The organism is Streptomyces ficellus (genome assembly GCF_030406405.1).
GTDB lineage: Bacteria > Actinomycetota > Actinomycetes > Streptomycetales > Streptomycetaceae > Streptomyces > Streptomyces ficellus_B.
Map to the genome: position 1 here is coordinate 141,523 of NZ_JAUEPL010000006.1, position 14,688 is coordinate 156,210.

Annotated in this window: 9 protein-coding genes; 3 read left to right on the top strand and 6 right to left on the bottom strand. The window is 71.1% G+C overall.

Annotation, left to right across the window (positions count from 1 at the left end; genetic code table 11):
* Positions 1-12 precede the first annotated feature (12 nt).
* The 4 genes from QWM81_RS06850 to QWM81_RS06865 form a co-directional block, all read right to left on the bottom strand.
* On the bottom strand, positions 13-1,530 hold the full coding sequence (locus QWM81_RS06850; protein ID WP_435372335.1) for a GH1 family beta-glucosidase: 1,518 nt from the start codon (positions 1,528-1,530) through the stop codon (positions 13-15).
* Positions 1,531-1,610: 80 nt separating this feature from the next.
* Complete coding sequence (locus QWM81_RS06855; protein ID WP_290110694.1) at positions 1,611-2,462, bottom strand: carbohydrate ABC transporter permease; 852 nt, start codon at positions 2,460-2,462, stop codon at positions 1,611-1,613.
* The gene (locus QWM81_RS06860) at positions 2,459-3,451 is read right to left on the bottom strand and encodes a carbohydrate ABC transporter permease (RefSeq protein ID WP_290110695.1); all 993 of its coding nucleotides are present in this window, start codon (positions 3,449-3,451) and stop codon (positions 2,459-2,461) included. Before QWM81_RS06860 ends, QWM81_RS06855 begins: the two co-directional genes overlap by 4 nt.
* Before the next feature lie 78 nt (positions 3,452-3,529).
* Complete coding sequence (locus QWM81_RS06865) at positions 3,530-4,870, bottom strand: ABC transporter substrate-binding protein (RefSeq protein ID WP_290110696.1); 1,341 nt, start codon at positions 4,868-4,870, stop codon at positions 3,530-3,532.
* A 359-nt stretch (positions 4,871-5,229) separates the two neighbouring features.
* Between QWM81_RS06865 and QWM81_RS06870 the strand changes: the two genes are divergently transcribed.
* A complete protein-coding gene (locus QWM81_RS06870; RefSeq protein ID WP_290110697.1) occupies positions 5,230-6,258 on the top strand; it encodes a LacI family DNA-binding transcriptional regulator in 1,029 nt (342 codons plus the stop codon).
* 536 nt (positions 6,259-6,794) lie between these two features.
* A complete protein-coding gene (locus QWM81_RS06875; RefSeq protein WP_290110698.1) occupies positions 6,795-7,907 on the top strand; it encodes an ABC transporter substrate-binding protein in 1,113 nt (370 codons plus the stop codon).
* 131 nt (positions 7,908-8,038) lie between these two features.
* Here the strand turns inward: QWM81_RS06875 and QWM81_RS06880 are convergent, their stop codons facing one another.
* Positions 8,039-9,835: a glycoside hydrolase family 6 protein gene (locus tag QWM81_RS06880; protein WP_290110699.1), complete on the bottom strand. Its 1,797-nt coding sequence runs from the start codon at positions 9,833-9,835 to the stop codon at positions 8,039-8,041.
* A gap of 15 nt (positions 9,836-9,850) precedes the next feature.
* Positions 9,851-11,293: a cellulase family glycosylhydrolase gene (locus QWM81_RS06885; protein ID WP_290110779.1), complete on the bottom strand. Its 1,443-nt coding sequence runs from the start codon at positions 11,291-11,293 to the stop codon at positions 9,851-9,853.
* Positions 11,294-11,697: 404 nt separating this feature from the next.
* Here QWM81_RS06885 and QWM81_RS06890 point away from each other — a divergent pair, with 404 nt between their 5' ends.
* Positions 11,698-14,625 (top strand): glycoside hydrolase family 48 protein, encoded by a 2,928-nt coding sequence (locus QWM81_RS06890; protein WP_290110700.1) that lies wholly within the window; start codon positions 11,698-11,700, stop codon positions 14,623-14,625.
* Positions 14,626-14,688: the final 63 nt, after the last annotated feature.

Genomic DNA, 14,688 nt, shown 5'->3' on the forward strand with positions numbered 1-14,688 from the left:
CTCGCCGCGCTATTACATCCCCTGGGGCGGGGGCACCTCGCCCGACCGCGCCACGCGCGCGTACCAGTGGGCGGTCGACTTCGGCGTACGCTTCTGCGTCTCGTAGTCGACGTGCACCGCGCCGAACCGCTTGGCGTAGCCGTACGCCCACTCGAAGTTGTCCAGCAGCGACCACAGGAAGTAGCCCCGGACGTCCGCCCCGTCGGAGATGGCCCGGTGCACCGCCTCCAGATGGCCCTGCACGTACGCCAGGCGCTCCGGGTCGTGGACCGAGCCGTCGGCGGCGACCTCGTCCTCGTACGCCGCGCCGTTCTCCGTGATCAGCAGCGGCAGCCCCGGGTGCTCGCGGGTCATGCGCATCAGCAGGTCGTACATGCCGGACGGGTCGACGCTCCAGCCCATCGCGGTCAGCTCGCCGGGCGGCTGGTGGAAGGCGACGTCCTCCGAGCCGGGCCAGGGCGAGAAGGTGCTGGCGCCGTGGCCGTCGTGGCGTGGGGCGTCGTCGCCGTCGCGGACCACCGACACGAGGGTCGGCGTGTAGTAGTTGATGCCCACGGTGTCCAGCAACTGGTTGATCTCGGTGAGGTCGTTTCGCCGTACGAAGGACCAGTCGGTGAGCCCGGCCGTGTCCGCCAGCAGGTCCTCGGGATAGGCGCCGTTCAGCATGGGCCCGAGCCAGACCCGGTTGCCGACCGCGTCGATCCGGCGCGCCGCGTCCAGGTCTTCGGCGGCGCCGGTCAGCGGCCTGACCTGGTGCAGGTTGAGCGACACCGACACCTCGGCGTGCGAGGGCAGGGCGGCGCGCAGCGCCTGCGCCGCGAGGCCGTGCCCCAGGTTCAGGTGGTGGGCGGCGCGCAGGGCGGCGACCGGGTCCGTGCGGCCCGGGGCGTGGACGCCGGAGCCGTACCCGAGGAAGGCGCTGCACCAGGGCTCGTTGAGGGTGGTCCAGCGCGGGACGCGGTCGCCGAGCGCGTCGGCGACGATCCCGGCGTACTCCCCGAAGCGCTCGGCCGTGGTGCGCTGCGGCCAGCCGCCCGCGTCTTCGAGCTCCTGGGGCAGGTCCCAGTGGTAGAGCGTCAGGAGGGGCGTGATGCCGTGGGCGAGCAGCTCGTCGACGAGCCGCCGGTAGAAGTCCAGGCCCTTCTGTACGGCGGGCCCGCGGCCGGTCGGCTGTACGCGCGGCCAGGAGACGGAGAAGCGGTACGCGGTCAGGCCCAGGTCGGCCATGAGCCGTACGTCGTCACGGAACCGGTGGTAGTGGTCGACCGCCACATCGCCCGTGTGCCCCTCGAAGACCTTGCCCGGCGTACGGGCGAAGGTGTCCCAGATCGAGGGGGTACGGCCGTCCTCGGCGGCCGCCCCCTCGATCTGGTACGCGGCGGTGGCGGCGCCCCACAGGAACCCGGGCGGGAACCGGCGGGTCGCGGTCAGCGGCAGGGAATCGGCCGCGGTGGCACCGGCCGCGGTCGTGTCGGTCACGGCCCTATCGGGGGCAGTCACCTCGGCGGCAGTCACCTCGGTGGCGGTCATGTCGGACGCAGTCATACGGGAGCGCTCCCAACGCAGAGACGGGTGCAGAGAGGGTCAGGTAGGGCATCGGCCGCGTCAGGTCAGTTCTTGACCGCGCCCGAGGTGATGCCCCCCACGATGTGCTTGCCGAGCACCGCGAAGACGAGCAGCAGCGGCACGGTGGAGATCAGCGCGCCGGTCAGCACGACGGCCTGGTTGATGGTGTGGTTCCCCGAACCGAGGCCGGCGAGCGCCACCTGAAGGGTCGGACTGCCGTCCGGCGTGAGCGCGATGAACGGCCAGAAGAAGTCGTTCCAGGCCTGGACGAAGACCAGCATGCCCAGCACCGCCATGGCGGGCCTCGCCACCGGGAACACCACGTGCCAGATGATCCGCAGGCTGTGCGCGCCGTCCATCCGCGCCGCCTCCACCAGCTCCACCGGCAGCGCCTCCAGCAGGTACTGGCGCATGAAGAACACCCCGAACGCGGCCACCAGCGAGGGCAGCACCACCGACTGCAACTGGTCCACCCAGCCCAGGTCGGTGATGATCCGGTACAGCGGGATGACGCTGAGCTGCGGCGGGATCGTCATCGTCGCCACCACCAGCGCCAGCAGCACATTGCGGCCACGGAACGGCAGCTTGGCGAACGCGAAACCGGCCAGTGTCGAGAACAGCACGGTGGACAGCGCCACCAGGCCCGCGACCACGGTGGTGTTGACCAGCGCCTCACCCATGTCGACCTGGTTCCAGGCGAAGGTGAGGTTGTCGAACAGGCGCGGACCCGGCAGCAGCGGCGCCGGGGCCTCCACCACCCGCTCGCCCGTGTGCGAGGCGGCGACGAGGTTCCAGTACAGCGGGAAGAGCGAGACCAGGGCCGCCAGTCCCAGCAGGATGTACGTCAGCGGGCCCGCGTGGTGCTGCCGTCCCGCCCTCTGCCCGAAGGTCCTCATGCCGACTCCTTGTTCAGGCGGGCGACGAGCAGCCGGGCGGCGCCGATCAGCAGCAGGATCAGCAGCATCACCCAGGCGATCGCGGACGCCTGCCCCAGCGCGCCGGTGATCCAGCCCTTCTCGTACATCAGCAGGCTCAGCGTCTGGAACTGGTTGCCGCTGCCGCCGCTCACCCCGAGGCTGCCGCCGTACAGCATCGGCTCACCGAACAGCTGCGTGGCGCCGATCGTGGAGACGACGATGGTGAACAGGATCGTCGGGCGGATGGAGGGAATGGTGACGCTGATGAACTGCCGGAAGCGTGAGGCGCCGTCCAGGGAGGCCGCCTCGTACAGGTCCTGCGGCACGGCCTGCATCGCGGCGAGGTAGATCAGGGCGTTGTAGCCGGTCCACCGCCAGATGACGATGACCGAGATGGCGATCTGCGCCGGCCACTTCGATGACTCCCAGTCGACCGGATCGAAGCCGACCCATCCGAGCACGGTGTTGATCAGTCCGTAGTCGCTGTTGAACAGCTGGGCGAAGACGAGCGTCGCGGCGGCGATCGACGTGGCGTACGGAGCGAGCACCGCCACCCGGAAGAAACCCCGGCCGCGCAGCTTGTAGTTGAGCAGGTGCGCCAGGCCCAGGGCCATGAGCAGCTGCGGAACGGTGGAGATGACCCCGATGGTGAAGGTGTTCGCCAGCGCGTTCCAGAAGAAGTCGCTGCCCCACAGGGCCGTGTAGTTGTCCAGGCCCCGCCATTGGGCCTCCCCGCCGAGTTCGACGCGGTGCAGCGAGAGCCAGCCCGTGTAGATCAGCGGGAAGAGCCCGAAGGCGGCGAAGCAGAGGAAGAAGGGGGAGACGAACGCGTACGGGGTCGCCTTGAGGTCCCAGCGGTAGAGCCTGCCGCGCCACCTGCTGGGCGCCGGTGGTGAGGGGGGCGGTGGCGGCGAGGGGTCGGGCGGCGCGGTGCCGTCGCCGGTCGCCGCACGGACGGAGGTGGCCACGAGGGGCGGTCCTTCCAAGTCGGTACGGGGAGGTGGGCGGCCGCCCGGCGGGGGAGCGCCGGGCGGCCGGTGGCCCCGCTACTGGTCGATCTTGTCGGCGACCAGCTTCCTGACGTTCTCCCAGGCGGCGTCGGGAGAGGTGCCCCGCTGCTCGATGTCCAGGATTCCGTTGTCGGTGATGAAGGTCTTCACCTGGCCGTCGTACCGGCTGACCGGCGCGGGGGTGATACCGGCCGCGGCCTCGGAGTAGATCTTGCCGACGGGGGTGTCACCGAAGTACGGGATCGTGGCGTTCTGGACGGCCGCCGAGGCGAGGGTGTCCTTGGTGGAGGGGATGTTGCCGTTGACCCCGAACACCTTGGCGTGCTGCGCCGGCGCGGTCAGCCAGGCCGCGAGTTTGGCGGCCTCCTCCGCGTGGGGGCCGGACTTCGGTACGGCGAGGAAGGAGCCGCCCCAGTTGCCGGCGACCGGCGGGGCCGCGATGTCCCACTTGCCCTCGTTGGCCGGGCCGGCCTGGTCCTTGATGATGCCGGTCATCCAGCTCGGGCAGGCGACCGTGGCGAACTTCGCGTTCTTGAAGCCGGCGTTCCAGGTGCCCTTCTCGTCGAACTGGCGCAGCTTCGCCGTGATCCCGCTCCGCGCGGCCTCGACGGCCAGGTCCCAGGCCTTCTTCACGCCGGGGCTGTTCTCGTAGTCCAGCTCGCCCTTGTCGTTGGCGTACTGCCGCGGCTGGCTGGAGAGCACGGCGTTGAACAGGCCGCTGGCGGAGTCGTGGAAGGCGGTCCCGGCGGGGGCGCTCCGCTGGTACGCCTTGCCGGTGGCGACGAACTTCGCCCAGTCGCCCGCCCACAGGGCGGCGACCTTGGTGCGGTCGGTGGGGAGCTTGGCCTTGGCGAAGAGATCCTTGTTGTAGCAGATGGCCATCGGGCCGATGTCGGTGCCGAGGCCGATGACCTTGCCGTCCGGGGTCGTCGCCTGTTTGACCTTCCAGTCCAGGAAGGCGGAGGTGTCGGCGCCGCCGGTCTTGGACAGGTCCACCCATTTGTTGGCCATGGTGGGGCCGGTGGCCTCGGCTATGTAACCGACCTCGATGGCCTGGATGTCGGCGAGGCCGCTGTTTCTGGACAGGCGCAGCTTCAGCGTGTCCCAGTATTTCTGGCCGTCCGCGACGTTCGACTCGACGATCTTGATGTTCGGGTGGAGCTTCTCGTACTCGGCGTAGAGCTTGGCGCCGTTCTTGTTGTCGTAACCGAACGAACCGAACGTGCCGATGCGCAGGATCGTCCTGCCGTCGCCGGTGGTCTCGCCGGACCCGCCGCCCTCGCTGCTGCAGCCGGTGATCAGGACGGCGCCGGCCGCGAGCGCGGCGATGGCCGCGATTGCGGGGCGGCGTCCGCGCGTACTGCTGGAAGTGCGCATTCCACTCTCCTCGTCCAGGGTGGTGGTGCGGGTTCGGCGGCGCTGGTCGTGGGAGCGCTCCCACCCGTCATGCCCGGAAGGTTGCTGCCTGCGGGGTGCGGGTGTCAAGACATGAACACCACATTCGTGGGGCCCGGGCGGTGCGTGCGGGTGGCCGTCAGTTCCTGAAGGCGGGCGGCGGCGGGTGCGGTGGCGCCGGGGGTGGCTTTCCTCTACGGTGAGACCGCTGTGGGAGCGCTCCCATTCCGTTTACGGTGAGCAGGTACTCCCGCTCGTGCTGGGGGAGGGGGCACCCTCTAGGTTGACTACCTCATCCGGGGTACGACGAGGCACGAGGCACGAGGTTCGACGGGAGACCGATGGCGGTGAGCGGACGGCAGACCGGCAGGCCCACGCTGGAGGAGGTCGCGGCCCGCGCGGGGGTCGGGCGCGGCACCGTGTCGCGGGTGATCAACGGCTCGCCGAGGGTCAGCGACCGCGCGAAGGAGGCGGTCGGCCAGGCCATCGCCGAACTGGGGTACGTCCCCAACCGCGCCGCCCGCGCGCTGGCGGGCGCCCGCACCGACGCGGTCGCCCTGGTCATCCCGGAAACCGAGGCGCGGCTGTTCGCCGAGCCGTACTTCCTCGACATCATCCGGGGAGTCAGCGCCGAACTCGCGGACGCGGACATGCAGTTGCTGCTGACGCTCATCCGCTCCAGCAAGGAGCGGCAGCGGTTCGAGCAGTACCTGTCGGCCCAGCGCGTGGACGGCGTCCTGCTCGTCTCGGTCCACGGGGACGACCCGCTGCCCGACCTGGTCCAGGAACTGGGCATCCCCGCCGTACTCAACGGCCGCCGCTCCGCGGACGAACCGGTCGCGTACGTCGACTCCGACAACGTGGGCGCCGGCCGCTCCGCCGTCGCCCACCTCGCCGGCCGCGGCCGCCGCCGCATCGCCACCATCACGGGCCCGCTCGACATGTACGTGGCGCGCTGCCGCCTCGACGGCTACCGCCAGGGCATCGAGGCCGCGGAACTCCCGCTGGACGACCGGCTGGTCGCCGCCGCCGACTTCACCGAGGAGGGCGGCCGCCGCGCCATGCGCCAACTCCTGGACCGCTGCCCCGGCCTGGACGGCGTCTTCGCCGCCTCGGACGTCATGGCCGCGGGCGCCCGCAGCGTCCTGCGCGACGCCGGCCGCCGCGTCCCCGACGACGTGGCGCTCATCGGCGTGGACGACTCGGCGGTGGCCCGCCTGATGGACCCGGGCCTCACGAGCGTGCGCCAGCCGATCGAGGAGATGGGCCGCCGCATGGCCCGCGCCCTGCTCCAGCACATCACCGGCAGCGGCACGGAGCCGCGCCAGGTGATCCTCCCCACGGACCTGGTGGTGCGGGACTCGACGTGACGCAGGCGCGGCCGGATCACCTGGGCTCTGGATCCGCCGCGATCCGCTCGTACCGGGAGCCGGTCGTGCGCGTCTGCATCGATGGAATGGCACGGTCGTCAGATCCCGATGTCGTAGCGCGGCCGCCGGCCCTCGCGAAGCGGCGGACTACTCCCCCGAGAAGGCGATCCGCAGGTCGCGGTCCGTACGGCACCGCAGGCCCCAGGCCAACAGCGTCGCCATGATTCGATGACGAATCCCACCCCACCCGCCCTCCTCTACTCGCCCTGACGATAGCCCGGTGAGCCTCACAGCGTCGTTCCCAGGGCGTAACGGCCAAGCGCCCAGGCCCTCGTTGGTGCCGGTGACCATAAAGCGTGGCAGCTCAGCGAGCGCATAATCGGTTGCCTATTGGCGATGGTGGTGGGTCCAATCACCGGCATGATCACCCGAACGCGCCCGCCGCGGCGAGACGTGAGGAACGCGGACCGCCGGCCCCGGGCGGAGCGCCATCCGGGCGGAGCGCGACCGCATCGTCCCAGGGGAGACGCCACCCGATGAATACGCCACCATCGCCGTCCGGAGCGGAGCACACAGGCCGGCCGCCCGTCCGCCTGGGCGCTCTGGTCCCGCTGACGCGGCCCGGCTGGGTCGAGGCGGGCCGACACCTGCTCGCAGGACTCGACCTGGCCGTTCGCGAGGTCAACGAGGCCGGCGGGATCGGCGGCAGACCACTGGAGCTGGTGGTCCGGGACACCGCGGCCGATCCGGAGCGGGCCGCGGCGGCCGTGGACGAACTGGCCGGCCTGGGCGTGACCGCCGTGGCGGGCGAGTACCACAGCGTCGTCGCCCGCGCCGCCGCCGCCCGGGCCGACGCCCTCGGCGTGCCGTTCCTCTGCTCGTCCGCGGTGCTCGACGCGCTCACCGAGGAGCCGACGGAGTGGGTCGCGCGCCTGGCCCCGGCCCAGTCCCACGGCTGGCGCGTCTACGCGGACTTCCTCCTCGGCGCGGGCCGGCGCCAGGTCGCCGTGGCGACCCAGCCGAGCGTCTACTGGGCGTCCGGGACCCGCGTCCTGCGGGACCACCTCGCTCCCCGCGGCGGCACCGTCGTCGAACTCGACACGAACGCGCTCACACCCGAGGCCCTGTGCGACGCGCTCGTCGACCACGGTGCGACGGCGCTCCTCCTGCTGGTCGGCCATCCGGAGCCGGCGGTGCCGATCGTCAGGGCCGTCCGGGGCGACCAGCGGCTCGCGGAGATACTGGTCGGCGCTCCGGCCGGACAACCGGAGTTCGTCGAATGGGCCGCGGCGCTGGGCGAGGACGGCGCCGGGATTCCGTTCCTGCGCTACCTTCCCGAGCGCCTCGGTCCGCTTGGCGAACGCGTCGGGAAGCAGCTTCGCGAGCGGCTCGGCGAAGCGCCGTCCTTCGTCGCCTTCGAGGGCTGGGACACCGTCGCGGTCCTCGCCGAGGTGCTGCGATCCCACGGTACGGACCGGGCGGCCATCGCCGCGTCATGGCCGCGCGTGGCGGTCGAGGGCACCCGCGGGCCGATCCGGTTCTCCCGCACGCCGGGCATCAGCGTTTGGCAATGGGCTTGGACACCGGTCCAAGTCGTTGATCGGGACCCGGCGGAACCCGGTCGCTTTCGGATTCTCCACGCCGGCTGAGAGAGCACGGAGGCCCGACGGGGAAGCCGCTCGCTGACCCCCGGGCAAGGTCGTCACCACCGTGTGACGTCCCGGGCCCCCGCCCCCGGCCGGCCGTGAGCGGCTGCCGGGGGCGGGGGCCCGGGGGTGCGTCAGAGCGCCGGGTGGGCGTTCTTCATCAGTTCCTGGAACTGGGCCGAGAACCAGTGGCCCGAGACCGGGGCGTTCGGGAGCGCGCCCGACATGCTGTTGCCGTTGCGCGGGTTGCCCGTGTAGGTCGGGTCGCACATCCGGTCGAAGCCCTTGCCCTCGTCGTTCGGGATCGCGCTGCTCGCCCCGTCCGACTCACCCGGCGGCTTCATCCACACGTACGCGTCGATGCCCGCCGCCGGCGCCGCCTTCGGGCGTTCGCCGAGGCCCGCGCCGGCCTGGTTGCACCAGTTGCCCAGGTGGATGCGCCGGTCGTAGCGGCCGCCGTTGACGTAGGTGTCGACGTCGGTGCGCGCGCCGGGGCCGGTCGGCCGGGCCGCGCCGCCCCAGCCGTTGCGGGAGGTGTCGATCAGCATGCCGAGGTTCTGGTCGAAGCCGAGCGAGACCAGCTTGGCGCGCATGGCCTGGGCGTACGACAGCTCGTCGGTGTACCGGTTCCAGTCGACCCACTTCGACTGGCGTACGGAGACGCCGTTGACCGAGTCGTCGATCGTGAAGTGGTCCTCCTTCAGGGCGCTGTAGTTGGCCGTGTTGACGATGAAACCGTGCACCTTGGAGACCGTGGAGCCCTCGGCGGTCGCCGCCTGCTTGAACAGTTCGGCCGAGGCGCCGAAGTTGTCGTCCCAGCCCAGCCAGCCGTGGTGGCCGGCGTCCACGTAGTTGTAGACGTTGGCGATGGCGCCCAGCTTGTTCAGCGCGTACCCGACGCCCTTGACGTAGTTGCCGTTCGCCTTCATCACGTCACAGTTGGGTGTGGCGGTCGGGCGGGGCGTCACGTTGGTGACCAGGTTGGGCAGGGAGTCGATCTCGACCGTGGTGACGATCCGCAGGCCCGCGTACTTGGGGTCGGCCAGGATCGCGGCGATCGGGTCGATGTACTGGGTCTTGTACTTGTCGATCTCGGTGGGGCCCAGCTCGCCGTTGGAGGCGAGGGCGGCGCAGTCGCGGCCGGGCAGGTTGTAGATCACCAGCTGGACGGCGAGCTCGCCGGTGCCCTTCTGCCGCAGCGCCTCGTCGAGGTGGGCGCGCAGGCCCATGCCGCCGTTGACGCCGTTGATGGCGGCGATCCGGTCCAGCCAGACGCCGGTCGGCTGGCTGGAGATGCGGCTGCCGCCCGGCTCGGCCGCGGCCTTCGCGGACCATTCCGGGTTCACGTACACCTTGGCGCCCGCGTACGGGTTGTCGACGCGGCTGCCGGACGGCGGCGGGGTGGTGGGCGGGTCGGTCGGGCCGGGCGGGTCGGTCGGGCCGCCCGGACCGGCGTTGCAGGTGACGCCGTTCAGCTTGAAGGCCGCCGGTATGGCGTTGGTGCCGCTGTACGAGGCGTTGAAGCCGAAGGAGGCGGAGCCGTTGGTGGCCAGCGTGCCGTTGTACGAGACGTTCTTGGCGGTGACGGCGGCGCCGGCCTGCGTGATGGTGGCGTTCCAGCCCTGGGTGACGCGCTGGTTTCCCGCGTAGGTCCACTCCAGGGTCCAGGAGCTCACCGGGTCACCGGTGTTGGTGATGGTGACATTGGCGCCGAAGCCGGCGTTCCACTGGTTGGTGACCTGGTAGTCGACCGTGCAGCCGGGGGCGGCGGCGCCGGCCGTGGTGGTCAGCGCGGTGGCGGTCGCGCCGGTCGCCGCGATCAGGGTGCAGGCGGCCAGCAGGGCGGTGCGACGGCGGCGAGGCGCGGTCGCGGTGCTGCCCGAGGCGCTGCCCGAGGCGCTGCCCGTGGTGGTGTTCGTGGTGCGGCTCATGTCCGGTGTTACCTCTCAGTCGAGGGCGCGCAGATGGTCGCGCAACCCGATGCCGAATGCGGTGGGGGTGCCGTTGTAGTCGCTGATCAGGGCCGGGCCCGAGGAGCAGTCCCAGGTGTTCCAGGTCCAGCCGAGGTACGACAGGCCACGGGCGTCGAACCACCTCATGACGCGGTCGATGAAGCCGTGCCCGCAGGTGTTCTCGCCGATCTCGCCCGCCACCAGCGGTACGCGGGCGGCGACCGGCGCGAGCGTGGAGTCCCAGCACGCCTCGTTCGCGCAGGCGTTGAAGTTGTAGACGTGCCAGGCGGCGGCGAGATTGCCGGCCGGGTCGGCCGGTGCGTACGCGAGCCACTGGCTCAGGTCGTTGGAGTACGCGATTCCGGGGACCAGGACGAGGTTGCGGGCCCCGGTGGCCCGTACCGCGTCCAGGAGATCCTGCATCCCGGCGACCTCGTAGCCGATCCCCGGGCAGGTGCCGCCGTCGCGCCAGCAGGTCCAGGCCTGGGCGGCGGTGGAGGTGGCGCGGTCCGGGTAGGGCTCGTTGAACAGGTCGAAGACGACGCGCCGGTCGTCCTTGAAGGTGTTCGCCACCGAGGTCCAGAAGGTCGGGGTGTAGCGGGCGTTGGGCATCGGCTTCTGGCAGCTCGCGTGGATGTCCGAGCAGCCCGCGGAGTTGCCGGTGTACTGCCCCCAGCTCCAGTGCAGCTCCACGATCGGCGTCATGCCGTGCGCCTCGACCCGCGCCACCAGGTCCTTCACGGCGTTGATGTAGGCCGTGCCCCGGTAGGCCGGCTTGATGTTGTCCAGGCCCAGCCAGCACTCCTCATTGAGCGGGATGCGGACCGTGTTGGCGTTCCAGCCGGCGATGGCGCGTACGGAGGCGTCGTCCACCGGCCCGTCGAAGATGCCGTGCCCCTGCACGCACATGAACTCGCCGCCGGAGCGGTTCACGCCGAGCATCCGGCGGGTGGCGCCGTTCTCGTCCACCAGCTTGTTGCCGTTCACGGTGAGCACGGGCGGCCCACTGCCCGGGTCCGGCGGGTTCGGCGGGTTCGGCGGGTCGGTCGGGCCGCCGGGGTCGGCGTTGCACACCGTGCCGTTGAGCGTGAACGACGCCGGGGCGGGGTTCGTACCCGACCAGGAGGCGATGAACCCGGCGGTGACACGGGCGCCGGTGGGAAGCGAGCCGTTCCAGCTCTCGTTCACGGCGGTGACCGACGCACCGGACTGGGACCATGTGGCGCCCCAGCCCTGGGACACCTTCTGGCCGCCCGTGAAGGCGAAGCCCAGGGTCCAGCCGTTCAGCGCGGCACCGTTGTTGGTCACGGTGACCGATCCCTGGAAACCGCCGGCCCACTGGTTGGTGGCGCTGTACTCCACCGTGCAGACGGGTGCGGCGGCCGCCGAAGCGGCCCCGGCAGCCGCCGGGGCCGGTGCGGCCTTCGCCGGGGACATGGCGCCCGCCTGGACCGGCGCGGCCACCGCCGCCGACCCGGGCGGGAGAGCGGCGCCGACCACAGCGAGCGCCGTTCCGGTGAGCACCGCTCCGATACGGGAGCGTAAGGACGGGGCGTGTCGCGGGGAGTATCGCGGGGGGTGTCGCATGAGCGACTCCTTGCAGAACGGGCGCGTACCTGACAACGCGCCGACTGAATGGAACCGCTCCCACTGGTGCAGCAGACCGTAGCGCCAAGCGCTGTCAAGGAACAGAGGGGCCGTCAATTTTCGCTGTCGATTTTCTTCGACTCTTCAAGCACCTTGACCCCCTCGCCGCCTCTCCGCATAGTGGGAGCGCTCCCACTGGTCAAAGCTTGTGCTCATCCCCACCTCCCTCACGAGCCGCGAGGAGAAGCAAGCACATGTCACCAGGACCAAGACGGTTATGGGCCGCGCTGGTCGCCGTCGTCTCCCTGCCTCTCGGGATGACCGCCGCCGCCGGAACCACCCCCGCACAGGCCGCCGCGGCCGTGCAGTGCAGCGTCGACTACAAGACCACCAATGACTGGGGCTCCGGCTTCACCGCCGAGCTGACCCTCACCAACCGGGGCACCGCCCCCCTCGACGGCTGGACCCTCACCTACGACCAGGCGGGCGACCAGAGGCTCACCAACGGCTGGAACGGCACCTGGTCCCAGACCGGAAAGTCCGTCAGCGTCCAGAGCGCCGCCTGGAACAGGACCGTCGCCGCGGGCGCGGCCGTCACCACCGGTGCCCAGTTCACCTACACCGGCACCAACAAGGCACCCGCCTCGTTCGCCGTCAACGGCACGACCTGCGCCGGTGCCCAGCAGCCGCCGGTCGCCGTGCTCACCAGCCCGGCCCCCGGCGCCGTCTTCACCGCCGGCGATCCCGTCCCGATGGCCGCCACCGCCGCGGCCGCGGACGGAGCCACCGTCAGCAAGGTCGAGTTCTACCGCAGCGGCGGCAGCGGCACACCGGCCCTGCTCGGTACGGACACCACCGCACCCTTCACCCACAGCGCCACGGGCCTCGCCGCCGGCGCCCACTCCCTCTACGCCAAGGCGTACGACAGCCGGGGCGCCGCGGCCGAGTCCGCGCCGGTCGGCATCACGGTCGCCGCAGGCCCCGCCCTGGTCGCCACCCCCGCCCAGCTCGGCGTCCGCCAGGGCACCACCGGCAGCTTCGACCTGAAGCTGTCCACCCAGCCGCCCGCCAACGGCAACGTCACGGTGACCATCGCCCGCACCTCCGGCACCACCGGCCTCACCGCGGCTCCCACGACCCTCACCTTCACCCCGGCGAACTGGAACACCGCCCAGAAGGTGACCGTCACCGCCGCGCGGACCGGCACCGGCTCGGCCGTCTTCACCGCGACCGCCCCCGGCCACACCAAGGCCGAGGTCACCGTCACGCAGCTGGCCGCCGACTCCACGTACGACGCCCGCTTCCTCGACCTCCACGGGAAGATCACCAACCCGGGCAACGGCTACTTCTCGCCCGAGGGCATCCCGTACCACTCGGTGGAGACGCTGATCGTCGAGGCGCCGGACCACGGGCACGAGACGACCTCGGAGGCGTACAGCTATCTGATCTGGCTCCAGGCCATGTACGGGAAGATCACCGGCGACTGGACCAAGTTCAACGGCGCGTGGGAAACCATGGAGAAGTACATGATCCCCACCCGCGCCGACCAGCCCACCAACTCCTCCTACAACGCTTCGAAACCGGCCACGTACGCCCCCGAGCACGACCTGCCGGCGCAGTACCCCTCGCGCCTGGACTCCGGTGTCACCGCGGGCGTCGACCCGATCGCCGGCGAGCTGAAGAGCGCGTACGGCACGGATGACATCTACGGCATGCACTGGCTCCAGGACGTCGACAACGTCTACGGGTTCGGCAACGAGCCCGGCACGTGCTCCGCCGGGCCGGCCGCGCAGGGACCGTCGTACATCAACACCTTCCAGCGCGGCCCCCAGGAGTCCGTCTGGGAGACCGTCACCCACCCCACCTGCGACAACTTCCGCTACGGCGGCAGGAACGGCTACCTGGACCTGTTCACCGGGGACGCCTCCTACGCCAAGCAGTGGAAGTTCACCAACGCCCCCGACGCCGACGCCCGCGCCGTCCAGGCCGCGTACTGGGCCGACGTCTGGGCCAAGCAGCAGGGCAAGGGCGGGCAGGTCACCGCGACCGTCACCAAGGCCGCCAAGATGGGCGACTACCTGCGCTACTCCCTGTTCGACAAGTACTTCAAGAAGGCCGGCGACTGCGTCGGCCCGACCACCTGCCCGGCCGGTACCGGCAAGAGCAGCGCGCACTACCTGATGTCCTGGTACTACGCCTGGGGCGGCGCCACCGACACCAGCGCCGGCTGGTCCTGGCGCATCGGCTCCAGCCACGCCCACGGCGGCTACCAGAACCCGCTGGCCGCGTACGCGCTCAGCGAGTACGCCCCGCTCAAGCCCAAGTCGGCCACCGGGCAGGCGGACTGGGCGACCAGCCTGGACCGGCAGCTGGAGTTCTACCGCTGGCTCCAGTCCGCCGAGGGCGCCATCGCGGGCGGCGCCACCAACAGCTGGCAGGGCCGGTACGCCACGCCCCCGGCCGGCACGCCGACCTTCCACGGCCTGTACTACGACGAGAAGCCGGTCTACCACGACCCGCCGTCCAACCAGTGGTTCGGCTTCCAGGCGTGGTCGATGGAACGGGTCGCCGAGTTCTACCACCAGACCGGTGACGCGGCCGCCAAGGCCGTCCTCGACAAGTGGGTCGACTGGGCCGTCTCCAAGACCACCATCAACCCCGACGGCACCTACCGCTTCCCCTCCACCCTCCAGTGGTCCGGCAAGCCCGACACCTGGAACCCCGCGAACCCCGGCGCCAACACCGGGCTGCACGTCACCGTCGCCGACTACACCGACGACGTGGGCGTGGCCGCCGCGTACGCCAAGACCCTGACGTACTACGGCGCCAAGTCCGGCGACGCGGACGCCAAACGGGTCGCCAAGGCGCTGCTGGACGGCATGTGGGCCCACCACCAGGACCCGCTGGGCATCGCGGTCCCCGAGACACGCGCCGACTACAACCGGTTCGACGACGCCGTGTACGTACCGAGCGGCTGGACCGGCGTCATGCCGAACGGCGACACGGTCGACTCCTCCTCGACGTTCGCCTCGATCCGCTCCTTCTACCAGGACGACCCGGCCTGGCCGAAGGTCGAGGCCTACCTCAAGGGCGGTGCCGCGCCGGTCTTCACGTACCACCGGTTCTGGGCCCAGGCGGACATCGCCCTGGCCATGGGCTCGTACGCGGAGCTTCTCGAATAGCCCCGCGGGGCTTCGCGTACGTACCAAGCCGGGAGGGCCGCGCTGCCTGCGGCCCTCCCGGCT